The sequence below is a fragment of the Vasconcelosia minhoensis LEGE 07310 genome (genome assembly GCF_015207255.1).
Lineage (GTDB): Bacteria > Cyanobacteriota > Cyanobacteriia > Phormidesmidales > Phormidesmidaceae > Vasconcelosia > Vasconcelosia minhoensis.
On sequence record NZ_JADEXG010000024.1, the window covers coordinates 17,298 to 40,677 of the forward strand.

The 23,380-nt window shown below is 53.3% G+C and carries 25 protein-coding genes and 5 pseudogenes; 19 read left to right on the plus strand and 11 right to left on the minus strand.

Features of this window, described 5'->3' with window-relative positions:
• Positions 1–201: 201 nt before the first annotated feature.
• Positions 202–753, plus strand: a complete 552-nt coding sequence (gene cysC, locus IQ241_RS11715) for an adenylyl-sulfate kinase (protein WP_193907279.1) — start codon at positions 202–204, stop codon at positions 751–753.
• On the opposite strand, the gene IQ241_RS11720 is transcribed toward cysC, so the two are convergent.
• The 3 genes and pseudogenes from IQ241_RS11720 to IQ241_RS11725 form a co-directional block, all read right to left on the minus strand.
• Positions 750–1,328, minus strand: a complete 579-nt coding sequence (locus IQ241_RS11720) for a 2'-5' RNA ligase family protein (protein ID WP_193907281.1) — start codon at positions 1,326–1,328, stop codon at positions 750–752. The genes cysC and IQ241_RS11720 overlap by 4 nt on opposite strands.
• A 27-nt stretch (positions 1,329–1,355) precedes the next feature.
• A pseudogene (locus IQ241_RS26515) lies at positions 1,356–1,535 on the minus strand (VapC toxin family PIN domain ribonuclease); the annotation flags it as partial.
• On the minus strand, positions 1,517–1,795 hold the full coding sequence (locus IQ241_RS11725) for a hypothetical protein (protein WP_193907282.1): 279 nt from the start codon (positions 1,793–1,795) through the stop codon (positions 1,517–1,519). The pseudogene IQ241_RS26515 and the gene IQ241_RS11725, both read right to left, overlap by 19 nt.
• A 158-nt stretch (positions 1,796–1,953) precedes the next feature.
• Between IQ241_RS11725 and IQ241_RS11730 the strand changes: the two genes are divergently transcribed.
• The gene (locus tag IQ241_RS11730) at positions 1,954–2,190 is read left to right on the plus strand and encodes a ribbon-helix-helix domain-containing protein (RefSeq protein WP_193907284.1); all 237 of its coding nucleotides are present in this window, start codon (positions 1,954–1,956) and stop codon (positions 2,188–2,190) included.
• Positions 2,190–2,528, plus strand: coding sequence for a type II toxin-antitoxin system PemK/MazF family toxin (locus IQ241_RS11735; protein ID WP_228021618.1), 339 nt, complete (start codon positions 2,190–2,192; stop codon positions 2,526–2,528). The genes IQ241_RS11730 and IQ241_RS11735 overlap by 1 nt, the downstream gene beginning before the upstream one ends.
• A gap of 4 nt (positions 2,529–2,532) precedes the next feature.
• Here the strand turns inward: IQ241_RS11735 and IQ241_RS26520 are convergent.
• From IQ241_RS26520 to IQ241_RS26525, 4 genes and pseudogenes are all read right to left on the minus strand, one after another.
• Positions 2,533–2,802 (minus strand): annotated as a pseudogene (locus IQ241_RS26520) (DUF3303 domain-containing protein).
• Positions 2,803–2,945: 143 nt separating this feature from the next.
• Positions 2,946–3,905 (minus strand): hypothetical protein, encoded by a 960-nt coding sequence (locus tag IQ241_RS11740; protein ID WP_193907288.1) that lies wholly within the window; start codon positions 3,903–3,905, stop codon positions 2,946–2,948.
• Between the two features lie 161 nt (positions 3,906–4,066).
• Positions 4,067–4,303 (minus strand): BrnA antitoxin family protein, encoded by a 237-nt coding sequence (locus tag IQ241_RS11745; RefSeq protein ID WP_193907290.1) that lies wholly within the window; start codon positions 4,301–4,303, stop codon positions 4,067–4,069.
• Positions 4,281–4,526: pseudogene (locus tag IQ241_RS26525) on the minus strand (BrnT family toxin); the annotation flags it as partial. The pseudogene IQ241_RS26525 and the gene IQ241_RS11745, both read right to left, overlap by 23 nt.
• Positions 4,527–4,724: 198 nt before the next feature.
• Here IQ241_RS26525 and IQ241_RS11755 point away from each other — a divergent pair.
• Positions 4,725–4,991: a YciI family protein gene (locus IQ241_RS11755; protein ID WP_193907292.1), complete on the plus strand. Its 267-nt coding sequence runs from the start codon at positions 4,725–4,727 to the stop codon at positions 4,989–4,991.
• 3 nt (positions 4,992–4,994) lie between these two features.
• Positions 4,995–5,471 (plus strand): SsrA-binding protein SmpB, encoded by a 477-nt coding sequence (smpB, locus tag IQ241_RS11760; RefSeq protein ID WP_193907300.1) that lies wholly within the window; start codon positions 4,995–4,997, stop codon positions 5,469–5,471.
• Here smpB and IQ241_RS11765 read toward each other — a convergent pair.
• Positions 5,455–7,020, minus strand: coding sequence for a peptide ligase PGM1-related protein (locus IQ241_RS11765; protein WP_193907303.1), 1,566 nt, complete (start codon positions 7,018–7,020; stop codon positions 5,455–5,457). The two genes, smpB and IQ241_RS11765, sit on opposite strands and share 17 nt — an antisense overlap.
• Before the next feature lie 221 nt (positions 7,021–7,241).
• Positions 7,242–8,033 carry an RNA polymerase sigma factor SigF gene (locus IQ241_RS11770; protein WP_193907305.1) on the minus strand — a complete coding sequence of 264 codons (792 nt, stop codon included), beginning with the start codon at positions 8,031–8,033 and terminating at the stop codon, positions 7,242–7,244.
• A gap of 459 nt (positions 8,034–8,492) precedes the next feature.
• On the opposite strand from IQ241_RS11770, the gene IQ241_RS11775 reads away from it, so the two are divergent.
• The 9 genes and pseudogenes from IQ241_RS11775 to IQ241_RS11815 form a co-directional block, all read left to right on the plus strand.
• Positions 8,493–9,221 (plus strand): Bax inhibitor-1/YccA family protein, encoded by a 729-nt coding sequence (locus tag IQ241_RS11775; protein ID WP_193907307.1) that lies wholly within the window; start codon positions 8,493–8,495, stop codon positions 9,219–9,221.
• Positions 9,222–9,306: 85 nt separating this feature from the next.
• Positions 9,307–10,432 (plus strand): peptide chain release factor 2 gene (gene prfB / locus IQ241_RS11780; protein ID WP_193907309.1). Its coding sequence is split into 2 segments (ribosomal slippage): positions 9,307–9,381 and positions 9,383–10,432, totalling 1,125 coding nucleotides; the frame shifts between segments, so codons are not numbered across the junction.
• 87 nt (positions 10,433–10,519) lie between these two features.
• Positions 10,520–10,714 carry a DUF3285 domain-containing protein gene (locus IQ241_RS11785; protein WP_193907385.1) on the plus strand — a complete coding sequence of 65 codons (195 nt, stop codon included), beginning with the start codon at positions 10,520–10,522 and terminating at the stop codon, positions 10,712–10,714.
• An 11-nt stretch (positions 10,715–10,725) separates the two neighbouring features.
• Positions 10,726–11,241, plus strand: a complete 516-nt coding sequence (gene ybeY / locus IQ241_RS11790; RefSeq protein ID WP_193907311.1) for an rRNA maturation RNase YbeY — start codon at positions 10,726–10,728, stop codon at positions 11,239–11,241.
• Between the two features lie 164 nt (positions 11,242–11,405).
• Positions 11,406–11,861 carry a diacylglycerol kinase family protein gene (locus tag IQ241_RS11795; RefSeq protein ID WP_228021624.1) on the plus strand — a complete coding sequence of 152 codons (456 nt, stop codon included), beginning with the start codon at positions 11,406–11,408 and terminating at the stop codon, positions 11,859–11,861.
• On the plus strand, positions 11,858–12,448 hold the full coding sequence (locus tag IQ241_RS11800; RefSeq protein ID WP_193907315.1) for an anthranilate synthase component II: 591 nt from the start codon (positions 11,858–11,860) through the stop codon (positions 12,446–12,448). The genes IQ241_RS11795 and IQ241_RS11800 overlap by 4 nt, the downstream gene beginning before the upstream one ends.
• A 100-nt stretch (positions 12,449–12,548) precedes the next feature.
• Positions 12,549–13,325, plus strand: a complete 777-nt coding sequence (locus IQ241_RS11805; protein WP_193907317.1) for an MBL fold metallo-hydrolase — start codon at positions 12,549–12,551, stop codon at positions 13,323–13,325.
• A 7-nt stretch (positions 13,326–13,332) separates the two neighbouring features.
• Complete coding sequence (locus IQ241_RS11810) at positions 13,333–14,634, plus strand: aminopeptidase P N-terminal domain-containing protein (protein WP_193907319.1); 1,302 nt, start codon at positions 13,333–13,335, stop codon at positions 14,632–14,634.
• Positions 14,618–14,800, plus strand: a pseudogene (locus IQ241_RS11815) (Uma2 family endonuclease); the annotation flags it as partial. The gene IQ241_RS11810 and the pseudogene IQ241_RS11815, both read left to right, overlap by 17 nt.
• Before the next feature lie 412 nt (positions 14,801–15,212).
• Here the strand turns inward: IQ241_RS11815 and IQ241_RS11820 are convergent.
• Positions 15,213–15,635 (minus strand): hypothetical protein, encoded by a 423-nt coding sequence (locus IQ241_RS11820; RefSeq protein WP_193907323.1) that lies wholly within the window; start codon positions 15,633–15,635, stop codon positions 15,213–15,215.
• Between the two features lie 502 nt (positions 15,636–16,137).
• On the opposite strand from IQ241_RS11820, the gene rplI reads away from it, so the two are divergent.
• The 3 genes from rplI (at position 16,138) to IQ241_RS11835 (ending at position 21,070) form a co-directional block, all read left to right on the plus strand.
• Positions 16,138–16,596, plus strand: coding sequence for a 50S ribosomal protein L9 (gene rplI / locus IQ241_RS11825; protein WP_193907325.1), 459 nt, complete (start codon positions 16,138–16,140; stop codon positions 16,594–16,596).
• 84 nt (positions 16,597–16,680) lie between these two features.
• Positions 16,681–20,415: a replicative DNA helicase gene (locus IQ241_RS11830; protein ID WP_193907328.1), complete on the plus strand. Its 3,735-nt coding sequence runs from the start codon at positions 16,681–16,683 to the stop codon at positions 20,413–20,415.
• Between the two features lie 58 nt (positions 20,416–20,473).
• Positions 20,474–21,070: a cytochrome P450 family protein gene (locus IQ241_RS11835; RefSeq protein ID WP_193907330.1), complete on the plus strand. Its 597-nt coding sequence runs from the start codon at positions 20,474–20,476 to the stop codon at positions 21,068–21,070.
• Between the two features lie 22 nt (positions 21,071–21,092).
• Here IQ241_RS11835 and IQ241_RS26530 read toward each other — a convergent pair.
• Positions 21,093–21,298, minus strand: a pseudogene (locus IQ241_RS26530) (hypothetical protein).
• A 139-nt stretch (positions 21,299–21,437) separates the two neighbouring features.
• On the opposite strand from IQ241_RS26530, the gene IQ241_RS11840 reads away from it, so the two are divergent.
• On the plus strand, positions 21,438–22,238 hold the full coding sequence (locus IQ241_RS11840) for an SDR family NAD(P)-dependent oxidoreductase (protein WP_193907332.1): 801 nt from the start codon (positions 21,438–21,440) through the stop codon (positions 22,236–22,238).
• Between the two features lie 80 nt (positions 22,239–22,318).
• Entirely contained in the window at positions 22,319–23,374 is a 1,056-nt protein-coding gene (locus tag IQ241_RS11845; protein ID WP_193907335.1) for an ABC transporter substrate-binding protein, read from the plus strand.
• Positions 23,375–23,380: the final 6 nt, after the last annotated feature.

Below are 23,380 nucleotides of genomic sequence, written 5' to 3' on the forward strand. Positions count from 1 at the left end.
CCCAACAGCTCAGAGGAGTAGCTCGACGGAATTAGCCTCAGCCCATTCATATTTTTTTTGCAAATATCGCAGCGAGGTTAGTAAACCTGAGGCAAAACCTGGGTCAAATCAAGGTCGAGGTGTTCTCAGTCCTCTGGACTAGCGATATTATCTAGGGCAGTGCGAATGTAATGGTCAGTAGTAGGAGCTATTGAGAACGCTATGGGTTTAGAACATCGCGGAGTCACCGTCTGGTTCACCGGCTTGAGCGGCGCAGGCAAATCCACCATCACCGAGGCTTTAGAGAAAAAGCTGCGGGCGATGGGCACCAAGCTAGAGGTGCTCGATGGTGACATTGTCCGCACTAATCTGACTAAGGGCTTGGGCTTTAGTAAAGAAGACCGGGACGAAAATATTCGCCGGATTGGCTTTGTCTCTCACCTGCTCACCCGCAATGGGGTGATTGTGCTAGTGTCGGCAATTTCGCCGTACCGAGCGGTACGTGAGGAAGTGCGCGATCGCGTTGGCGACTTTATCGAAGTCTACGTCAGCGCCCCGGTTGAGGTCTGCGAAGCCCGCGATGTGAAAGGTCTGTACAAAAAGGCGCGGTCGGGTGAAATCAAGCAGTTCACCGGCATCAGTGACCCCTACGAAGCCCCGACCAATCCCGACGTGAACTGCGAAACTCATAACGAGTCGCTAGAGGAAAGCGTCAATAAGGTAATCGCCAAGCTCGAAGAAATGGGCTACCTGCCCACTGGCGTCGCCGCCTAGTCAGCCGAGTTCTGAAGCGGAACTTGGCCAAACACCTCCCAGCGCTGACCGCTGTGTCGCAGCAGCGTCAGCGCCTCTGCCATGAACTCAAAATGCACTGGCTGAGATTCAAACTCGGGCCAGGCCCGGCGAAAGGCAGCGGGCTTGAGGTCCCGAAAGGCCACGGTCAGATGCGGCTTGAAGGGGCGATTGCGGTCTTTCTTATCGATCAGCCCCAGCTGCGCCTCGGTAAAGTCCATCAGGGCAGGCTTCAGCGCCATCAGCTCTGGACTTTTGACCACGTCGATATAGATTACCCGGGGCGGGAAGGCGGCAAAGCCATCTAGCATAATCGGCAGGCTTTGCTGGCTCGCGGCAAATTTGGTCAGGGCAGCGGTGAGGGTGTCGCGATCGCGTTCCGGCCATTGAAAAGGCGGCTGCAATGTGATGTGCGGCGGCGAGCGAAACGCGGCTTTGCTGTGAAAGCGATCGCGAAATACCTGCTTCACCTGATTGGCATAGTCCTGCACCGGCTGCGGCGGCACCAGCGCAATAAAGAAACGACTCAGCGGCTCAGCGGAATCTTGCGGTTGCATGGGATGAAAGCTGTGGCAATTACCAAATCACTCTGGGTAAAATACTCGTCTAAACGGCTGATCTCGATAGCGGCGATAGATGTCAAAGTCTTTATCCAATGTCGCAATGCCTGAAATGTCTAGACGTTCAGAAACTGCAACTAATGCCAAATCCGAAAAATCAGCAGGCATATCGGAATACTGGGTGTTTAACTCCGCAACCCTTGCAAGCCATTATCCTGACTGTACTTCTGCTGTAGACGCATCGAAATCAAATCGCGGCGGCAATCGCGATCTGACAGCCCACCCACAGAAAGCATACGTTTAGGTTCCCCACCCATACGTTCTAGAACAGTTTTTTCCTGAGCAGAGGGCACCGCTTCGGGTAATTGCTGCCGCTTCAACACCCTAAGCAATCCTAGAAGCGCCCAAACTAGATCATCGGGCGATCGCTCAATTGCCTGAATCAGTTCATCTTTTGGTGTCATGGTTAACCTCCTAAAATCTCTCAAAATAACCCAATAGCTGAATCAGAATCCTTCAGTCATGGCTTTGAGGCTAAAACTTCGGTATGGGCACCTTCGCGCTTGCGGCTTTGGTATAACCAGAGTATAACTTAAAGGACAGACTCGCGGCCAAAGTCATTATGAAAACTGCTATTTCGCTTCCAGATTCGGTTTTTGAAGAGGCAGAAGCGCTTGCTCAGGAATTAGGGGTGTCACGTAGTGAGCTTTATACAAAAGCGTTACAAGCGTATCTAAAGAAATACAACCGCAGCCAAATCTTGCGCAAGCTCAACCAAATTTACGCTGAAGAGTCTTCTGAATTAGATTCAGCGATGGCGAAGATGCAGTTTATGTCTCTGCCCTATGAGGATTGGTAATGCATCGGGGGGAAATTTGGTGGGCGAATTTACCTGACCCAGTAGGCTCAGAGCCCGGATACCGTCGTCCCGTTTTGGTTGTTCAAGATGATATTTTTACTCAAAGCCGTATTAGTACGGTTATTGTTGTAATTATCACTTCAAATACTCAGCTAGCAGAAGCCCCAGGAAATGTGTTGTTACCCCGTGAAGTATCTAGTTTATCTAGGGATTCTGTAGCTAACGTATCTCAGATTTTTGCGGTTGATAAAACGTTCTTGGTTGAACGTATTGGTTCACTGCCAGACGACTTTCAGGAAGAGGTAGATCAGGGCTTGCGAACCATCTTGTATCTCTAACGACTCAACGGCACTGACGTGGTTGAGCAGCTTCCGCTGAAGTCCTCACTGGGATAACTTTAAGTTGTCCGAGATCGCTCCAAGCTTTGACCCATACATCAAATAAGGTTCGGTCATCCGTTCACATGAGTTGGAAGCACCGGAAATAGTCTAAATCGACCCAACTGTCCACATACTCAAGACCTGATGGTAATTTACGACCGAGATCGCAGGCACGGTGACAGGTAGCAGCAGCGGCTCCTGCATTGAAATGTTCGATGACCATGTAAAGCATGGATTTCAACCTCAGCAGCCACTTCGTAAATTTAATTCACCGATTGCTCAATCATCTCACAGATAACCTTTGGTCACAGCCACAACTGGTAACGCAAGCCGCCCAAAGACCAAGCTCACCGAATACAGATAACCATGAACTCATCACCAGCAGCCTCCGTCTGTCCGCTGCCACGAAGTGTTAGACTGCTGGTATTTTGAACTCAATTCGACTTTTTTAGCAAACTCCTGAATTACACCAAAATCCTCTTTCAGAAGTGAGTAGTATATATTTTCATCATCTTGTATCTCGCTTTTAAGATTGAGCAATTGTTGATATACTTCACCCAAATTTTGTTGAGCTTTTGTATCAAAGCGGTTAAATATACGCTTTGTCATTAGCCCTAGACATATTACGATATTGATCCTGGCAATAAGAAAGTTTGTTCTATTTCTGTACGTTTCGCTTATTCTGTGCGTTTCACTTAAACGCCAGTTAAAAGTGTCAAATTCATCAATAGAGTTAGGCAACTCATAAGAAGTGAAGTTCCTTAGATCTTCGAGAACAACTTTGAGTTTGCGAAAGTATCTTACAAGAACCTCCAGCTTGCTGGACTTAAACAATTTGATCTCGTCTAACTTTCCTTTATACAGGTCATCATCCCTAATGGTGCGCTCTCGATCCTTAATTCTTTCAGTATCCATTAATAAACCTCTTCTCTCTTCAGCAGTTCGTTGAGGCTCAAGCACAGTGGTGTTTGGATCATTTTGTGAGCCAATAATAGTCCTAGCATGAGTAGTCAATCGAGTTCTTATGTTTTCACATGCAATTTGGATATTATAAAGGTCATCTATTTGATTGCTGACAACTAGGTCAAATACTTTTGAAGTATCATTGATTAAGTTTCTGTATTTAAAGATATTGATTACCAAATTCCCCAAAACTATTCCTAATCCAGTGTTTATTGCTGGATTTGATATATTCTGAGGAAACTCGAGAGATTTAATCAGAAAATCTGGCAGATGCGTTACATATCCTCCTAGTGCTTCACAACTAAAGTTAGTAGACATAAAAAGAAGCAGTAGACAGAAAAACAAAAGAGCAGTTGCTTCAAAAGAAATCATACGCTCTGTATCAGCCAGTAACCATAGCTATCTATGTTAGCCCATAGATATGCTGGGAGTACCGCCCTCACCGGAGAATGAAGCAGCCCAACGGGGCGCGAGATAAACGGAGACCCACGAGCGATCGCCCACCGGCGCAGCCGACCGGATGCATTTGATTTTTAGCGCCTCTTTTGCTGTGCAACATACTCATCGAGCAGTTGCCTGATCATTTTCTGGTATTGTGTGTGATGCTTTTTCGCCGCTTCTTTGAAAAAGGCAACGCTTTCTGAGCTCAACGTGATTGTGACCTTCGTTTGCTCATTCTTCAGTGCCAGTTCTTCGGGGGAAGGAAGAAAATCTGGCACCAATTTGATTTCGCCAATCGACTCTTCGCTATATCGAATTTGCTTGCTCATAAACCTTCTTACCTTTGCGCCAATAACCTGCACCAATGATTCGGATGCAGCTAGATCGATAGGTGAACCGAACGGTGAGAATGCCTGTCCCCTCCCGATTTGAACCGAAGCAGTAATATCGCAGCTCTTTCTGGCTGTGGCTCAGATCTTCGGCAATTACACGTTTTGTATCGAGAAAGGCGTACTGGGCTTCATAGAACGAAACCCCGTGCTTCCGTTGATTGGCAGTACCTCGGTGAAATGACTATGTAACTTCAAGCTGAAACTGATAGTAAGCGATCGCAGTCTCAGCCGTCTGAGACCAAATCAGTGACTGTCTGAAAACCGATTTGATTTGCTCTTGGAGGGTTTGACTCACAGTAAGATAGTTGCATGTAGAGTAATCCAGCTCAGCCAGAGCGTTCCTGAGTCAATTTAGCCTATGGCATGGTTCGTAAAAATTGAGCGCGGTATTGTGGATAAGCGCCGGTTTGATCAGTTTATTCACGCCCATAAAGCCTATGTTCAGAAACTGATCGAGCGGGGGCATCGGGCTAAGACCGGCTATTGGGCCGAGTATGGCGGCGGGATGCTGCTGTTTGAGGCCGAATCGATGACGGCGGCGAAGGCAATCGTTGAGGCCGACCCGCTGATTCAGAACGACTGTGTAGAATATGAGCTACATGAATGGTGCATTGTGGTGGAGTAGGCGATGGCAAAATCAGAGGCAGGCGGCGGCTTTAAGATCGTCAGCGACAATCGGCAGGCCCGCTTTACTTACGAAATTTTAGAGACCTACGAGGCCGGGGTGGTGCTGCTCGGTACCGAGGTAAAGTCCATTCGGGCGGGTAAGGTAAATCTGCGCGACGGCTACGCGCTGGTGCGGGATGGCGAAGTCTGGCTGCTGAACGTGCATATTTCGCCCCACAATATGACCAATCAGGTCTACAACCACGATCCGCGCCGCACCCGCAAGCTGCTGCTGCACAAGCAGGAAATCCGCAAGCTGATCGGTCAGGTTGAGCAGAAGGGGCTGACCCTGGTACCGCTGAAGATGTACCTGAAGGGCGGCAAGGTGAAAGTTAGCCTGGCCCTGGGTCGGGGTAAAAAGCTTTACGACAAGCGCGAAGACCTCAAGCGCAAGCAGGAGAAGCGCGAGACGGCGAGGCTGCTTAAAGATCGGCTGTAGCCCGGTCCAGGCTAGACACCACCTGCTCATAGATCGCCTGGGCTTCCTCTAGGCTATTGCCAATGCAGGTCAGCCCCAGCTTGCCATATTCCGACAGGCAGCCCATCAGGTGAAACACCGCGCCGACGCCGTCGATGGCGCTGAAGTGGAGCTGCTCACCCATGATGATATCCATTAGGTCATTGGGCAGCAGGCCGCGATAGGACTCCTTTTGCAGCGTGTCAGACGCCTGATAGTACTTGGGCTGGCCGTGCTTGGTGTAAAACTGTCCGTCCTCAGGGCTGTAGTAGCCATTAGTTAGCAGCTTTAGTGCCATAAAGGGATGGGTGGTGCCGCCCTTTCGCAGGTTGATCTCAATCGCCGAAAACTGCCAGGGCTCCTGGGCATTGTCCGGCTGCGGGACGGCAATAAAGTCTACGCTGTAGCGCTCCAGCGCCCCCTTGGCGGCCAGATTTTCACCAACGCGGCGGCCCATCTCCTGGAGCGCCAGCCGATAGCGGTCGTCCGCCGGAAACGTGCAGCCCAGAAAAATTTGTCCGTCTGGGCCACCCAGCATCTGGTCGTGGGTGGAGAGAATTTCGACTTCGCCTAGCGGGGTCACCCGGCCCTGGACGCTAGGGGAATGCTTGACGCTGCCTTCGACAAAGGCTTCCGCGATCGCGCCCAGCTCATGAATCTTCAGCTCAAAATGCTCCCAGGTCTCGGTCGGACACTGAAACCGCAGCTCGGCCAGCTGAGTCTGAATGGCCTCTACCCTGACTCGGTGCGAAGCCTGATCGGGAGCCACCGTCGCCAGCTCAGACAGCGGCAGCAGGGCATTCCCCTCGCCCGAAAAGCCCTCATTCAGCTTGATCACAATTCGCTGTAGTTCAGGCTGACGTTCCCACAGCTCGGCGGTCACCTCAGCTAAATCGGCGGCGGTATGGGTGAGCTGGCTGCCGTCGGGATGGGGAATTTCGCATTCCGCAAAAATCTGACGGCTGCCGCTTTTGGTTCCCCAGTAGAGCAGGGCCGGATCGACCGCGAGCAAAGGCAGCCCGAGCTGAACTGACAGATCGGCCTCCAGCTGGGTCGAGTTGAAGCAGGTCATGTAGGCCTGGTCGGGATTGAGCGTTTCCCGCAGCCGCTTGATTAGCCGGGGCCGGTCTAAGATTTTTTCTGACAGCGGGCGGCGTGAGGCGTCGTAGGTAGAAAACAGCTCTAGCCGATTGCGGGCGTGGGAGCTAGGAATGCCCGGCAGCAGCTCTAGATAGTAGTCCACGATGCTGGGATGCAGCGGCTGTGAGGTGACGTAGACCAGCCGGGTCTCAGGGTTGCGCAGCCGGATCAGCGAAAACAGCAGCCGTTCTTCGTAGTGATGCACCCCTTCAATTTTCGTTAGCTCGGCCTGGTCGAGGCTGAGCGAGGGGACGACTAAAATTTGCCGGGGCTGACGATCGAACTCGTCAACGGAACGCCAGCGGTCTTTGAGCTCCAGCTGCAAGCGGTGAAACTGAGAAGACTCTGAAATCTGAGCGGGCTGGGTCGGCGCTTGAACGGCTTCTATCATTGCAGGATTACAACAGGCCTGGTTTCTAAAAGCTTAGCTGCTCTGTAGGGGTGAAAATGGCCTGAGTCAATAATTATTCGCGATGCTGCCCGGCTATCCCCCCAACTGCAGGCGACTCACGAAAAAGTCGGCGGGTTCGCAGGCCGAACCCACCGACTCATCAACTCTGACATTGGTCTGATTTGAAAGCCGGACTTATCCGGCGCTAGACGCCCCTGGCTTTAGCACTCAGCATCAGTCTGGACCAGCTGCGGCTGCAGGTAGGCAATCATCTGCTCGATACCGCGTTGAATCCGTCGGGTTACGGTCATCGGGCTGACGCCAATCCGCTCCGCTACTTCTTTCCGCGATAGGCCGTTGAAAAAGACGAACTCAATCGCAGAGCGGGTTTTTTCCTCCAGCTGGGCCATGGCCCGCTGCACTTGCTGCCGGTCTTCCTCCAGAATTTGCAGGAACTGGTAGTGGGCATCGGGCAAGGTGTCGCCGAGGGTGATGGTCGAGTCAATTTGCTTACAGACCGTTGCATCCAGGCTCAGGGGCATACGGTTGCGGTTAGCCAGCTTGACCTCACGCCACTCATTCACCGAAACCTCAAGGGCAGCCGCCATTTCATAGTCCGAAGGCTGACGACCATACTGACGCAGCAGCTCGGCCTGGCGCTTTTGGCCTTCTTTTTGTAGATCTTGCCAGCGACGGGGAATCTTAACCGTAGTGCCGCGATCGCGGAGGAAATGCAGCATCTCACCCCGAATGTAGGGCACTGCAAAAGAGCTAAAGGCGCAGCCCTGAGCCGGGTCAAACCGCTCAATCGCACGGATTAGGCCAAGGTAGCCAATTTGCTCCAGGTCTTCATAGGGCTCAGAACACTGATGGCTCACCCGGTGGGCGATTTTGCGAACCAGACCGGCGTTAAGGCGAACCAGGTCGTTGCGCAGCTTCACCGAAGGATTCTGCTTGTAGCCGATCAGCATTTCCATACCACGAGAGCGCAGGGAAGAGGTTTGAGTCGTCATGGGAGGGTCCTTTGTCAGAGCAAGTTGAATGGTTGAATTGATTCCATTTTCGGGAAGTCGCCCTGTCCTCACCATCGTTGAATCACGGTACTCCCGAGGGGTACCCCCCCATCCCCTCAGCGGATTTACGCAAGGGAGCGATGGGGTCTAATCGGCAATACCAGACGAAAAGTGCCATAACAAAAAGCGTCGAAGCATTCGACTCGTAGATCTGCTCGACGCCAAAATCCCAGCTATTTTTCTTGAATTAGGCTATGGGTTTAATCTAGGCCAAGATTTCAAATCGTTAAACCCATTGGCCTGACGTTCTGGCCTGACGTTGGCCTGATGATTCTGGGATCAGATAGGTAGGGCTATCCGTAAAGGCTTTTGGGTATCGCTGCCAAACTGAATCTGCCCAGAAGTGGCCGGATTGAGTAAAATTTAGGGAGCCGTACTCATTCAACCCGAAGGAGGTTTATGAGCAACACCAGTAATTTTCGAGAAGCGATGCGCAAGGCTAAAGGTCAGGCGCTAGTCGGGCCAAACGTCATTGCCAAGGCGCTGCCCTATGTCGGCGCGGGGCTCGTCCTGACCGCAGCGGGCACCTATGGCGGCCTTAGGGTCATGGAGGCTAATCCCAATCTGTTCATGACCACCTTCTGGGTGGCGCTAGTGGCTGAAATTGCGCTATTTTTTATCGCTGGCAATATTGCTAAAAAAGGTAACGATGCTGTAGCACTGCCGCTGTTGGCCACCTACAGCCTGCTCACTGGCTACACCATTAGCGGCTTAGTCCTGGTGGCCCTGCAAACGGCGGGCGTCGGGATTGCAGGCGTCGGCTTTGCGGCCCTATCCTGCGGCGTCACCTTTATCGGCGCTCGCTCCATCGGCTCTAACCTATCCGAAGAAGATGGGATGGCGCTGATGAAGACGGTGCGGCTGGGGATTATCGCCCTGGTGGTGGTCCTGGTCGCCCAGCTGCTCTGCACGCTGTTCGGCATTTACACCCCGCAGTTTCTAGAGATTGCGATCTCCGCCTTTGGCGTTTTGATTTTCGTCGGGGCAGCGGTGGTCGATTTCTACATCCTGCCGCGGACTTATAAGGATGACCAGGCGCTATCAGCAGCCTTATCGATGTATCTCACCTACGTCAACCTGTTTGTGTTTATTCTGCGACTGCTGATTGCGATCAACGGTCGAGACTGACGGCAGTTCGCTCCCGGTTCTTCCTGGTTTCCTGGGCCGGTTTCTTGGGAGCGACTTTTCCTACCGTCCTTTCACTAAATCAGCCATGCTAGAAATTCCCCAAATTAAACGCGACCTCGATCAGCTATCTGAGCGCCTGAGTAAAACTCAGGGCTATCTTTGACCTGCCCGCCCTCAAAGCTAAAATTCACGACCTGGAACAGCTAGCGGCCCAGCCTGACTTTTGGGATGACCCCGACGCCGCTCAAAAGCTGCTCCAGGAGCTGAGCGACTATAAGAATAGCCTTTCCCAGCTGCGCACCTGGCAGGGTCAGGTCGAAGATACCGGTGCCATCCTTGAGCTGATCGAAGACGAGCCTGACACCGCATTGATGGAGGAGGCTCAGAAGAACGTCTCCAGTTTGGATCATGAGCTGGCCCAGTGGGAGCTCCAGCAGCTGCTCTCTGGCCCCTATGACAAATCTGGCGCGGTTCTGAGCATCAATGCGGGGGCTGGCGGCACTGACGCCCAGGACTGGGCCGAACAGCTGCTGCGAATGTATACCCGCTGGGGTGAGCAAAGCGGCTACCGGGTTCACCTGGTGGAAATCTCAGAAGGCGATGAGGCCGGGTTGAAGTCGGCCACGTTGGAAATTGAAGGCCGCTACGCTTACGGCTATCTCAAAGCCGAGAAAGGCACCCATCGGCTGGTGAGAATTTCACCCTTCAATGCGAATGGCAAGCGTCAGACCAGCTTTGCTGGCGTTGAAGTGATGCCGCTGCTCGAAGAAGATCTGACTCTGGACATTCCCGAAAAAGACCTGGAGATTAAAACCTCCCGCTCGGGTGGGGCCGGTGGCCAAAACGTCAACAAAGTAGAGACTGCCGTGCGGATTACTCACCTGCCGACGGGAATTTCGGTACGCTGTACCCAAGAGCGATCGCAGCTACAAAACCGCGAAAAAGCGATGGTCATTCTCAAGGCCAAGCTGATGATTATCGCCCAGGAGCAGCGCGCCCAGGAAATCGCCGACATCCGCGGCGACATGGTTGAAGCCGCCTGGGGCAACCAAATTCGCAACTACGTCTTTCACCCCTACCAGATGGTCAAGGACTTGCGCACCAATGAAGAAACCACCGCCGTAGACGATGTCATGAACGGCGACCTTGACCCTTTTATCCAAGCCTACCTAAGACAGGAAAACCAGGTCCTGCAAGAAACCGCCGTCTAACGCCGGATCACCCCGATTCCCTATACGGGCATGGCAACCATGCCCCTACCTATCCACCCCATTACTCAATCACCCCATCACCCTTCCATGACCCAAGACACCTCTCCCGCTAGCTCACCCACTCGCAAACCCAACCCCTCCCTGGACGAGCCGCCGCCAAGCTTTATCAAGCTAGCCATGCGCAATATGGTCAAAAAAGGCGGCACGTCTTTATTCCACTTTTTTCTAACCGCGGCAGGACTGCTCTCGCTACTGGTGGGTCTCGCCTACCTGACTCGATAGGGAGCGGTTTTGTGGAAACGATAGCGCCGCCGATAGTGGTTGAGGTGACCGTTGATGGCTGTGCAGCTGAGCGCTGTACAGAATCGATTGCAATTGCAACCTGGCAATCCTGGTTTCAGCAATGGCTTCAAGCCCTGGCTCCTGGCCTATCGCCAATTGGTGCCTATGAGCTGAGCCTGCGGCTGACCGACGACAGCGACATTCAATCGCTGAACACCGCCTATCGCCAGATGCCCCGGCCCACTGACGTGCTGGCCTTTGCGGTCCTGGAGACCGAGCTGCCTGACATGGCAGAACTGCACCAGCAGCAGCCGCTATATCTGGGAGATATTGTGATTTCAGCCGACACCGCCGCACGACAGGCGGCTGAGCAGGGCCATTCCCTCCGCCACGAGCTTGCCTGGCTCGCTGCTCATGGGCTGCTGCATCTGCTGGGTTGGGATCATCCCGATCAGGCTAGCCTGATCGGGATGCTGGCCCAGCAGGCACAGCTTTTATCGCTGACTTCGGGCACAGACGCTCGATAAGATACATACAGCGCCCTTTAGAAGCCAGTAAAATAACACGATGCCTTCAGCTGTGAGCATCTGACGGCTACAAATGGGCTCTATAAAGGAAGCTTCCCGATTGCAAAAATTAAAATTGCGATCGCGGGCTTCCAACCGGGTCAGTAGCGGATTTGCCGATGTCTATGTCCCCAAATGTGCCAAAACTCCCGTCTGAAGCGGAGTCCCCTAGTCAGGAGCGAGACTCCTGGCAGGTCGCACCCAACTTATTTTCTAGCTTCAAATATGCCTGGTCTGGCATTACCTATGCCTTTCAGACCCAGCGCAATTTTAGGATTCATTCCGGCATCGGGCTGATTGCGCTGACACTGAGTATCCTGCTGAGGGTGAGCCCGGTCGAAGCGGCAATTGTGGCTTTAACAGTGGCTGCGGTAATGGTGATGGAAATTTTGAACACGGCGCTAGAGTCCCTGGTTGATCTCACCGTGGGGCAAACCTATCATCAGCTAGCCAAAGTGGTTAAAGACTGCGCGGCAGGAGCTGTGCTGCTGGCAGCGGTAGCCGCTATCCTAGTAGCAGCACTGATTTTCGGGCCGCCCCTGTGGGGACTTTTACGGCCCTACCTCGCCTCGCTCGTATGATTTTAGTGATTGACAACTACGACAGCTTTACCTACAACCTGGTGCAATATTTGGGTGAGCTTGGCCAGAGCCTGCCCGTAGCCAAAGCGATCGAGGTATTTCGCAACGATCAGATTAGCCTTGAGCAAATTCAGGCTAAGCAACCCGACGGCATCGTGATTTCGCCGGGGCCGGGCCGACCGGATGATGCGGGCGTGTCGCTGCAAATTATTCGCGAACTGGGGCCGACGCTACCGATTTTGGGCGTTTGCCTGGGGCACCAGAGCATTGGTCAGGTCTATGGCGGCAAAATTACCTCGGCGGCAGAGCTGATGCATGGTAAGACCTCTCCGGTGCGTCACACAGGCGCTGGGGTCTTTGCCGGGCTAGAAGATCCGCTGGTGGCGACGCGCTATCACAGCCTGGTAATTGACCGAGAGACCTGCCCTGAGGTGCTCGAAATTACCGCCTGGGTGGATGACGGGACAATTATGGGCGTGCGGCATCGGCAGTATCCCCAGCTTCAGGGTGTACAGTTTCATCCTGAAAGCGTGCTGACGCAGTCGGGCAAGCTGCTACTGAAGAATTTTTTGAAAGACCTCAGCTAGCTTTCAAAGGGCCAATTCAGAAAACTGTCCCGATTTAGAAGCCACAGAGGGAACAAAGTGCGGCAGGATGGATCACATCTTTAATTGATTTGAGGACGTTATGAGACGGCGACATCTGCTCCGCTACGCCAGCGCTGGCTTTTTGAGTACGCTAGGTCTTGGGCTCGTATCGAGTCTGCAATCCTATCAGGCCCAGACCGAAAGCGGGCCGCTTTCGGTGCAGACCCTAGGGCATACGGCTTTCCTTTTCACCGGCGGCGGCCAGCGAATTTTGGTGAACCCGTTCCGGCCCATCGGCTGTACGGAGGGGTACCCAGCTCCGACGGCAGCGGCTGACCTGGTTTTAATCAGCAGCCGCCTGTTTGATGAAGGCTATCTTGAAGGCAGCTACGCCAATGCTCAGGTGCTTAGCCAGCCGGGCATTTACGAAATTCGAGGACTAAATATTCAAGGCATCAGTATGCCCCACGATCGCGAAGGGGGCCGCCGCTTTGGTACGAATGTTGCCTGGGTATGGAACCAGGCTGGGGTTAAAATTGCCCACCTCGGCGGAGCTGCGGCTCCAATTGCGCTAGAGGATAAAATTTTAATTGGCCGTCCCGATGTGCTGCTGGTGCCGGTCGGCGGCGGTCCCAAAGCCTATACGCCGCAGGAAGCAGTCGAAGCGGTGCGATCGCTCAATCCCAAGCTCGTGATTCCCACCCACTATCGCACCCAGGCCGCTGATGGCGACGCCTGCGACATTGTCGCCCTGGATGAATTCCTGACCCTCATGCAGGAAACGCCGGTGAATCGCGTCAACAGTACGCTATCGGTCAGTCCCTCGGTCCTGCCCAGCGATGGAATGCGCATTGCCGTATTGAACTATCCCTTCTAGACTGCCTATGCAAGCGTATCTCCAGCGTCGTCAGGCCGTGATGGCCGCCATTGGCCAGGGCACGGCTATTTTTCACAGCGCCCCGATGGCGGTAATGCACAACGATGTCGAGCATCCTTTCCGCCAGGACAGCGACTTTTTCTACCTGACCGGCTTTAACGAGCCAGGAGCGGTGGCGGTGCTCGCCCCCCATCACGAGGAGCATCAGTTTGTTCTGTTCGTGCAGCCTAAGGACCCGGAAAAGGAAACCTGGACGGGCTATCGGGTCGGCGTAGAGGCCGCTAAGGAACGCTTTGGCGCAGACATTGTTTACCCGATTGCCGAACTCGATGAAAAGCTAAAGCAGTATGTCGAGAAGGCGGACCGGCTGTACTATCACTTTGGCCGCGATCGCGTCTTCAACGACCGGATCATTGCCCTCTGGCAGGAGCTGCTGGCTACCCAGGCTAAGCGCGGCACCGGGCCGGTGGCGATCGAAGATACTCGGCTGCTGATGCAGCAGTTTCGGCGGGTGAAGACTGCGGCGGAGATAGAGAAGATGCGGCGCGCGATCGCGATCTCGGTCAAAGCCCATGAGCAGGCCCGCGCCATGGCCCAGCCCGGACGCTACGAGTACGAAATCCAGGCAGAGATGGAGCGTATCTTTCGGATGGAGGGCGCTTTGGGACCGGCCTATCCCTCCATCGTGGCTTCGGGCGAGAATGCCTGCATCCTCCACTACATCGAGAACAGTCGGCAGATGCAGCCCGACGAGCTGCTGCTAATCGATGCGGGCTGCGCCTACGACTACTACAACGCCGACATCACTCGCACCTTCCCAGTCAGCGGTCAGTATACGCCTGAGCAGCGAATTCTGTACGAGCTGGTACTAGACGCCCAGCTCAAGGCAATCGAGCAGGTACAGCCCGGCAAACCCTTTAACGCCTTTCACGATGCCGCAACCCACACGCTGACGACGGGCTTAGTAGAGCTGGGGCTGCTGGTAGGCGATGTCGAGACGCTGATTGAGGAGAAAAAGCACAAGGCATTTTTCATGCACGGTACCGGCCATTTCTTGGGCCTGGACGTCCACGACGCCGGAATCTTGCGCAATCCCGATAAGACCTGGCAACCCTTTGCTCCGGGCAATGTCGTCACGGTGGAACCCGGCCTCTACATTTCTCCCTACTACAAACCTGAAGAGGGACAGCCGGAAGTCGATGAGCGCTGGCGGGGCATCGGGATTCGGATTGAAGACAATCTGCTCGTGACTGAGACCGGCCACGAGGTGCTGACGGCAGCCGTTCCGAAAGCAGCCGAAGTTGGCTGAATATCAGGAGAACGGGGCTCGTTTGGGCTGGCTGATCAACCGTCAGGACAGACAGGTTGAGATTTATCGACAGCAGCAGTCAGTAGAAGTCTTAGAAAATCCCAATATTCTTTTGGGAGAAACGGTATTGCCAAGCTTTGTACTGAACCTTGATTCCATTTGGTAAGTCTTTCCTTTAGTCTTATGCAAAAGGTCCAAAACGGTTTCTGAGTATAACAAGAGATTGCCTAAGTTTCTCGTTTCTATATTGAAGACCTGAGTCTCTCATATACTTTGAAAAAGTAGCCCCTACAGAGAACATAAAAAATGCAAGGCTCTCCAGACTTAGTTCTTGTATAAATCTAAAACTTTCAAACCCTAAAACTACAGAGATCCACTTTATAAGAGAGACAAAGACATCACCTGCTATGAACACAGTCATAAAAGAGCAATAGAAGCCAAAAAGTGCATGAAACAAGTATGCTTTTTTCTCTTGATAGCCCAAACTCGAAATTTCATCTTCTATGATGCTTTCAGAAATAATTTTTACTTTGTTATGAAAACCATCTGTATTTGCATCGTTTAGTTGACTTAGATAACTAACGATTTTCTCTAAAACTCTGCTCGTGTTTAGAAAAACTTCCTACTGTCCAGTTAGCCAAAATAATTTGAAAAGTTTCTCCATTAAGAAAAAAAGCAGCAACTAAGGCTGATAAAGCTGCCAGTCCTAAATATCTATACAGTTTAGGCAATGAAAAGAAAGAAAATGAAAACCTCTCCGAAAGGTTTGGCGGCTGATACATTGACTGAACAGTTTGTTTGAGTCCATCTGAATTGCCAAAATATCTATTTATCTCAATGTACTTGTGCCTTCTTTTTCGAAAAACTAACTTGGACGCTTCCGAGTAAAAATAATTGCTGAATATTATCTCTTCTTTTTCTTTCAAACTATAGGCTGGAAGGGTCATTAGCTGCTCGAGAATAGCTTGAAGTAAATAATCTTTGGCTAAGCTATGTACCACGGCGCATTCTCCAAATACAGTATCGGAATTAAATAATATAAATAGACAACGGAACTCAGCTTATCGACAATACAGGCTCAAATTTATAGTTAATAAAACCTCTCAAAACAGAAATCGGATTAACAAAATCCAAAGTAAGGCGATGTTTGCTGTGAACTTGTCATTAATAGTACTTATATACTATCGGATGGAATTTGATTGTGCAAGTGGCGCAGAATACATTTTCAAAAATTAAAACGATATCTATCTAGTAAAAAACAGCTTATTGATTGTACAGATGGTTTGGAGTTTAAACCCATAGGCCCATAGGTTGGAATTCAAATACTGTGCAGATCGTATCTAAGGCAAAAATTGATTTGAGTTAGAGCTTGCGTGGGCAGCCTCATCCTCTTAGTAGAGTGAACGGGTTTGTTTGATCTGCCAAAGGTCCAGAGATTGAGTTGCGATGCGGCGGTTCGTTGAGTACAATACTAAGCTGGGATAAAAAAGGGTTGAACGGAAAATGGCTAAGCGAGTACAGCTGGTACTGAATCAGGACGTCAGCAAACTAGGCAAGACAGGCGATCTCGTCGAAGTCGCGCCGGGCTACGCGCGCAACTATTTGATGCCGCGCAGCATGGCCTATCGGGCGACGCCGGGCGTGCTGAAGCAGGTGGAGCGCCGCCGCGAAGCCGAGCGACAGCGGCTAGAGGCGATTAAGCAAGAGGCCGAGGCGACGCGGACGGCCCTAGATACGATTGGCCTGTTTACGGTGAGAAAGCCGGTGGGCGAAAATGAGGCGATCTTTGGGACGGTGACTGCCGCAGATGTCGCTGAAGCGGTAGAGGAAACCTCAGGGAAGGAAATTGACCGTCGCAATATCACCCTGCCGGACATTAATAAGCTGGGCGAGTACCGAGTGGACGTCAAGCTGCATAGCGAAGTGACGGCGACGATCAACCTGCGGGTGGCGGCAGCTTAGCGCTGGCGTAGTCGCTTTAGAGAATCGAGCTTACTAATACAAATGTTCGCTATACTAGGGCAGGGATAATCCTTACTCTAGGGAATGTCCGTGGTTCAAGAACCCCGCTTTAAGCCCGCCGTAGACCGCCTGCCGCCTCAGAATATCGAGGCGGAGGAAGCGATCCTGGGCGGCATTTTACTGGACCCAGAAGCGATTGGTCGGGTAACCGAAATCCTGACGCCCGAGGTGTTTTACATTGGGGCTCACCGCGAAATCTATCAGGCGGCGCTAGAGCTCCAGGCGCGGGGGCTGCCCACCGACCTGATGGGGATCACGTCCTGGCTAAAGGATCAGGGCAGGCTGGAGAAAATTGGCGGCCAGAGCCGACTGGCCCAGCTGGTGGATCGCACGATTAGCGCCGCCAACATCGATCAGTACGCGGCCCTGATCGTCGATAAATACACTCGTCGTAAGCTGATTCAGTCCGGTGGCGAAGTGATTCAGCTGGGCTACGAAACCGAAACGCCGATTGAGTCCGTCCTCGACCAGGCCGAGCAAACGCTCTTTGGCGTTACCCAGGTGCGCCCCCAGCAGGGCCTGACGGCGACCTCTGATATTTTAACAGCGACGTTTTCGGATATTGAACAGCGATCGCTAGGCATGGTGCTGCCGGGCCTCTCCTGCGGCTTCTACGATCTCGACGCAATGACCCAAGGCTTCCAACGCTCCGACCTGATCATCGCCGCTGGGAGGCCGGCTATGGGCAAATGCCTCAGCGCGACCGCCGAGATTTTGCTAGCGGATGGGTCTGTCGCTACGATCGAGGCGATTTATCAGCAGCAGCAAGCCAAGCTGCTCACCCTCAATCAGCGCTGGCGCTTTGAGCTAACCGAACCATCCGCTTTTGTAGATGATGGTTTGAAGCCCGTCTTTAGGGTGACGACCCGCCTAGGTCGGCAAGTTGAGACCACCTTGACCCATCCCTACCTGACGATGCAGGGATGGCGGCCCCTGTCTAGCCTGACAGCGGGCGATCGCATTGCCGTACCCAGACAGTTCCCTATTTTTGGCAATTGTCCCCTCCCCGAGCATCAGATTAAGCTTCTAGCTTACTTTATTGGCGACGGCGGTCTGACTGGGCAATCCCCTCTAGAATTTAAGCTTTGGCACTGTAGCGCTCGCGAAAAAGCGATTCCTGATGTGGTTTTCACGCTACCTAAAGCTCAGCTTGCCCTGTTTCTGAATCGGCTGTTTGCGACTGACGGCTGGGCATCTGTACTGGCTAGCGGTCAGGCTCAAATCGGCTATGCGACGGTCAATCCAAAACTGGGCCGGCAGATTCAGCATTTGCTATTGCGCTTTGGCATTGTTGCAGCTCTAAAGTCGCGGCAGGTGAAGTATCAGGAAACCCGACGGGCGGTATGGCAGTTGGATATTACCGACGCGATCGCGCTGGCTACCTTCATCGATGAAATTGGCATCTTCGGCAAAGAAACCGCCGTTCGCAAAGTGGCAGAGGCCATCAGCGGGAAGAAATATCACACTAACCGAGACCTGATTCCCGTCGAAGTTTGGGATACGCTTAAAGCCGCAAATGGGCAGGAAAGCTGGAGCGGTTTAGCGCGTCGGGCTGGGCTAGTTGGCATAAGCAACATCCACGCGGGCAAACGAGCGGTCAGCCGCTCTCGCCAGGCATCGCTTGCGGCGACCCTGGAGAATCCTGCCCTACAAGACCTTGCCGCCAGTGATATCTACTGGGATGAAATTGTCGCGATTGAATCAGTCGGCGTTCAGCAGGTTTACGACTTAACGATTCCGGGCACCCATAACTTTGTTGCCAATGACATTTGCGTCCACAACACTAGCTTTGTGCTCAACGTAGCCCGCAACATTGCGGGATTGCATAAGCTGCCGGTCGCCGTCTTTAGTTTGGAGATGTCCAAAGCCCAGCTGATCTATCGGCTGCTGTCTTCGGAAGCCAAGATTGAGAGCGGCAGACTGCGCACCGGGCGGATTGCTCAGCACGAGTGGGAGCCGCTGGGCCATGCGATCAATTCCCTATCGCTATTGCCCATCTACATCGACGATACGCCCAATGTTTCAGTGACTGAGATTCGCTCCAAAGCCAGGCGATTGCAGGCCGAGCAGGGCGGCGCGTTGGGTCTGGTCGTCATCGACTATCTACAGCTGATGGAAGGCAGCGGCGATAACCGCGTCCAGGAGCTGTCTAAAATCACCCGGGCGCTGAAGGGCCTCGCCCGCGAACTCAGCGTTCCAGTGGTTGCCCTTTCTCAGCTCAGCCGCGGCGTCGAATCGCGCACCAACAAGCGTCCGATGATGTCTGATTTACGTGAATCGGGCTGTCTCAGCGGCGATACGCTGATTACCCTGGCCGATAGCGGGCGACAGATACCGATTCGTGAACTATCAGGACGATCGGGATTTGCCGTGTGGGCCTTGAATGAGGACACCTGCAAACTTGAGCGAGCAGCGGTTAGCAAAGCTTTCTCAACCGGTATTAAGCCAATATTTAAGCTGACAACGAGCCTGGGGCGAACCATTCGTGTGACTGGCAACCATCCGTTTAGAACCTTGGAAGACTGGCAGCGGTTGGATACACTCAATCCGGGCGATAGGATTGCTTTGCCTAGGCAACTATCCAGCCCCTATCCGCAAACGCTGACGGATTCAGCACTCGGACTGCTAGGCCATCTAATTGGTGATGGCTGTACCTTGCCACGACATGCCATCCAATACACAACTTGTGAGATCGATCTAGCGCAGCGAGTTGCTGACTTAGCAACCAATATCTTTGGAGAAAGCATTCGTCCTCGAATTGTCAAAGAACGGCAGTGGTATCAGGTTTATCTATCAGCCAGTCAGCGGTTGACCCATGGAGTCAGAAATCCAGTCGCTCGATGGCTCGATGGGCTAGGAATATTCGGGCTGAGATCGCACGAAAAACATATTCCTGAAGTCGTCTTTGAGCAGCCTGAAGCCGCGATCGCAAAGTTCTTGAGCCACTTATGGAGCACAGACGGCTGCATCAAACTTCTCAAAGGTAGATCCGCTCGACCAGTTGCATACTATGCAAGCAGCAGTCCTCAGCTGGCTCAAGATGTTCAAACTTTACTGCTTCGATTAGGAATTAATGCTCGTCTACAAAGGATTGAGCAAGGTAGCAAAGGCCGTCCTCAATACCATGTAGTTATCAGTGGGAAAGCAGATTTGGATATATTTGTTGATAAAGTCGGCGCTATCGGCGCTTATAAGTCTCAGGCGCTAACAGCAGTTCAGCACCATCTGGCGCAGGGAGTAGCAAACACCAATCGTGACGTTATCCCGTTGGAAGCGTGGCGCTTGTATGCACTACCCGCGATGCAAACAGCGGGGTTATCCCAGCGAAAAATGCAGGCAGCTTTAGGAATGTCCTACTGCGGGACTAGTCTACATCGGCAGAACCTAGGTCGTGAAAGGGCGCAGCGCTTAGCCCAAGTAGTGCAGTCTGCTGACTTAGAAAAGCTAGCTTCCAGCGAATTGTATTGGGATAAAATTGTCTCCATTGAACCGGACGGTATCGAAGAAGTCTTTGACTTAACCGTTCCCAGACACCACAACTTTGTTGCGAATAACATTATTGTCCACAATTCTATTGAGCAAGATGCCGATTTGGTCATGATGCTTTACCGCGAAGAATATTACGATCCCGATACCCCTGATCGCGGTATTGCCGAAGTCATTGTCACCAAACACCGCAACGGGCCAACTGGAACCATTAAGCTGCTTTTTCAGCCTGAGTTCACCGAGTTTAAAAATCTAGCTCGTCAGAACTTGTAGCAAACGTCGGGCAAATCTTTAACATAGGTTCAGTGAATGCAGGCTATACATACCCGCGATGCCCAAAATTCCTGACGACGGCAGCCTGGATAGCGCCCTAGCGCTGGTCCTTGAAGGCTATGAATTTATCCCGAATCGGTGTCAGCGCTTGCAGACCGACATTTTTCAAACTCGGCTGCTGTTTGAAAAAACCATCTGTCTGAGAGGAGAAGCGGGGGCGAGGCTGTTTTACGACACCGAAAAATTCACCCGAAAAAAGGCGGCCCCGGAGCGGCTGAAGAAAACGCTGTTTGGCCAAAACGGCGTCCAGGGGCTAGACGGCGACGCCCATCAGCACCGCAAGCAGATGTTCATGGCGCTGATGTCGCCCGAGGGCATTCAGCGGCTGGCTGAGCTGGCTCGGGAGCAGTGGCTGGCCTATGCCAAAAAGTGGGCGTCGCAGCCGCAGGTCGTCTTTATCCCCCAGGGTGGCGGCAGCTACGAAACCAACCACCGCTGCCCCGGCGAATGGATCACCATCGCCGTGATGAAGACGACGCTACAATTTCTGACCCGGGACATCACCTATGACGTCCCTGCACAAGATCTAACCATCCGAGTCTCTCGCCTGCCAACCATCCCAAAAAGCCGCTTCATCATCAGCAACGTAAGATAGACTTAGCTTAACTGATACGCTTCTACTGCCCTCGTCCTGGTTTGCAATCCGCAAAGCCTAGAGCCTCGGCGTCGAGGAAACTGGCAACTGCCATCTCGACCACGGCTTCAACCGGATTTCAATTTCAGCGGCGCGAGCTATTAACGCGGCTCGAATTCGCTCAGGCAAGCGTTCTAGAATGACCTCGACATCGGCAGCGGAGAGCTGCTCCTGAAGTTTAGCTGGCATCGCGTCACCTTTCAGTTGGAATTTGGACGTTATAGGGTGGCAGAAATCCTCCGAACCTGACTTTGCAAGTCAGAGTCGTTTGTCGGCATGATAGCAGGGTGACCCATCTACAGAGCTGATGCTCTCACGATAGATAACTATGGCTAAAATCGCTTTGATTACTGGAGGTTCCCAGGGCAGTGGCCGGGCGACGGCGCTGCTGTTTGCTCGGAAGGGATATGACGTTGCGATCGCGGCCCGCAGCCCAGAGCTGCTCCACCAGGTGGCCGACGAAATTACCGCCTTAGGCCGACAGGCCCTCGCCGTCCCGACGGATGTCACCGATCCCCAGCAGGTGCAGGCCCTGGTGGACAAAACCCGCGATCGCTATGGCCAGGTAGACGTACTGGTCAACAGCGCCGGCATCTGCCTCACCGGCCCCTCCCAGCATACGAGCCTGGAAGACTGGCACAAGCTGTTTGATACCAACTTCTGGGGCTACCTGCATACGATTAAGGCGTTGCTGCCCCACTTCATCGCTCGCCGACAGGGCACCATCGTCAACATCGGCTCCTTTGGCGGCAAAATGCCGCTGCCCCAGATGACCGCCTATACCGCCAGTAAATATGCCGTCACTGGCCTCACCGACGCTCTGAGGCTGGAGCTGGCCGAGCATAAAATCCACGTCGCCGCCGTCCATCCCGGCGTCATCCAGAGCAGCTTCATGGAGCGAGCCATGTTTCGGGGGGCAGACGAGCAGGCCAGCCAGGCGGCCCAGGAGCGGATGACCAGCGTGCTCAACATGGGCTGGGTGAGTCAGCCGGAGGATATTGCCAAGGCCGTTTGGGAGGCGGTTGAGAAGCGAAAGCATGAAATTGTGGTGGGGCCGATTGCGATCGCGACCGAAGCCCATCGGTTGTTTCCTGGGTTGGTGGAGTGGGCGATGGAGCGGGCGACTTAGTACCTTACGGCACAATCTGAGCCTCAAAACTTGACTAGAGTATAGCGTTGACGCTCAGCCACTTTGAGGAAACGCTATCTATGGGACATCGGCTAGTTTCGGCCATTTTAATCAGTCTTCTGAGCCTAGGAACGCTACTGCTACCCGCCGCACCAGCTCAGGCCGTCAACTGTATGCTGACGGCGATTGTCTGGGAAGGCTATACCGATCCTGCTTTTACAGACGACTTTGAGGCGCAGACGGGCTGCCGCATCAAAGCCACCTACGCTGGGTCGAGCGACGAGATGTTCGCCAAATTTCGGGCCGGAGGCGGGCGCAACTACGACCTGATCTCGGCCTCGGGCGACATTACCGAGCGGCTTTATCGAGCGGGGCTAGTACGCTCGATTGAGACTGAGCGACTGACCAACTATGACGAGGTGTTCTCACCCTTCCAAGGCGGCAAGTGGAACACCTTTGACGGCCAGCCCTACGGCGTCACCTTTGCCTGGGGGCCGAATGTCCTGATTTACAGCACCGACGCCGTCTCTCCTGAGCCCGACAGCTGGAATGTCCTATTCGACCCCGCCTACGAAGGCCAGGTCACCATTCCCGACAATCCCATGACTATTGCCGATGCGGCGCTCTGGCTAGGCAAGACCGATCCCTATGGCCTGAGCGAGGCCGACCTGGCGCAGGTCAAAGAAAAGCTGCTGGAACTACGCCCACAGATTCGCAAGTTTTGGACCACGGCGGGAGAGCTGGCCAACCTGTTTCAGTCGGGGGAGGTGGTTGTGGCCCATGCCTGGCCGATTACCGAAAAGCAGCTGACTGAGGCCGATTTCCCAGCAGAGTCCGTCAGCCCGCCGGGCAAGCTCACCGGCTGGACCGACTCCTGGATGATTTCCCAAAAGGCCCGCAACGTCGATGCGGCCTACCAGTGGATTGACTTTATTCTCAGCGGCGCAGGGCAGAAGGGCGTGATTGAGGCGACGGGCTACTCCGGCGCGACCGAGCTGGGAACGGAGGCGGTTGGCCCTGAGCGCGCCAAGGAGCTATTTATGGATGACCTGTCGCTGCATTCAAAGATCAATATGTGGCAGAGCGTCAAAAACTACGATCGATGGGTCGAGGTCTGGAACGAGATTCGCAGCTAGGAGAGT

Coding starts and splice junctions, on each gene's coding strand:
- cysC (WP_193907279.1), top strand. CDS start 202: ATGGGTTTAGAACATCGCGGAGTCACCGTCTGGTTCACCGGCTTGAGC.
- IQ241_RS11720 (WP_193907281.1), bottom strand. CDS start 1,328: ATGCAACCGCAAGATTCCGCTGAGCCGCTGAGTCGTTTCTTTATTGCG.
- IQ241_RS11725 (WP_193907282.1), bottom strand. CDS start 1,795: ATGACACCAAAAGATGAACTGATTCAGGCAATTGAGCGATCGCCCGAT.
- IQ241_RS11730 (WP_193907284.1), top strand. CDS start 1,954: ATGAAAACTGCTATTTCGCTTCCAGATTCGGTTTTTGAAGAGGCAGAA.
- IQ241_RS11735 (WP_228021618.1), top strand. CDS start 2,190: ATGCATCGGGGGGAAATTTGGTGGGCGAATTTACCTGACCCAGTAGGC.
- IQ241_RS11740 (WP_193907288.1), bottom strand. CDS start 3,905: ATGATTTCTTTTGAAGCAACTGCTCTTTTGTTTTTCTGTCTACTGCTT.
- IQ241_RS11745 (WP_193907290.1), bottom strand. CDS start 4,303: ATGAGCAAGCAAATTCGATATAGCGAAGAGTCGATTGGCGAAATCAAA.
- IQ241_RS11755 (WP_193907292.1), top strand. CDS start 4,725: ATGGCATGGTTCGTAAAAATTGAGCGCGGTATTGTGGATAAGCGCCGG.
- smpB (WP_193907300.1), top strand. CDS start 4,995: ATGGCAAAATCAGAGGCAGGCGGCGGCTTTAAGATCGTCAGCGACAAT.
- IQ241_RS11765 (WP_193907303.1), bottom strand. CDS start 7,020: ATGATAGAAGCCGTTCAAGCGCCGACCCAGCCCGCTCAGATTTCAGAG.
- IQ241_RS11770 (WP_193907305.1), bottom strand. CDS start 8,033: ATGACGACTCAAACCTCTTCCCTGCGCTCTCGTGGTATGGAAATGCTG.
- IQ241_RS11775 (WP_193907307.1), top strand. CDS start 8,493: ATGAGCAACACCAGTAATTTTCGAGAAGCGATGCGCAAGGCTAAAGGT.
- IQ241_RS11785 (WP_193907385.1), top strand. CDS start 10,520: ATGACCCAAGACACCTCTCCCGCTAGCTCACCCACTCGCAAACCCAAC.
- IQ241_RS11795 (WP_228021624.1), top strand. CDS start 11,406: ATGTCCCCAAATGTGCCAAAACTCCCGTCTGAAGCGGAGTCCCCTAGT.
- IQ241_RS11800 (WP_193907315.1), top strand. CDS start 11,858: ATGATTTTAGTGATTGACAACTACGACAGCTTTACCTACAACCTGGTG.
- IQ241_RS11805 (WP_193907317.1), top strand. CDS start 12,549: ATGAGACGGCGACATCTGCTCCGCTACGCCAGCGCTGGCTTTTTGAGT.
- IQ241_RS11810 (WP_193907319.1), top strand. CDS start 13,333: ATGCAAGCGTATCTCCAGCGTCGTCAGGCCGTGATGGCCGCCATTGGC.
- rplI (WP_193907325.1), top strand. CDS start 16,138: ATGGCTAAGCGAGTACAGCTGGTACTGAATCAGGACGTCAGCAAACTA.
- IQ241_RS11830 (WP_193907328.1), top strand. CDS start 16,681: ATGTCCGTGGTTCAAGAACCCCGCTTTAAGCCCGCCGTAGACCGCCTG.
- IQ241_RS11835 (WP_193907330.1), top strand. CDS start 20,474: ATGCCCAAAATTCCTGACGACGGCAGCCTGGATAGCGCCCTAGCGCTG.
- IQ241_RS11840 (WP_193907332.1), top strand. CDS start 21,438: ATGGCTAAAATCGCTTTGATTACTGGAGGTTCCCAGGGCAGTGGCCGG.
- IQ241_RS11845 (WP_193907335.1), top strand. CDS start 22,319: ATGGGACATCGGCTAGTTTCGGCCATTTTAATCAGTCTTCTGAGCCTA.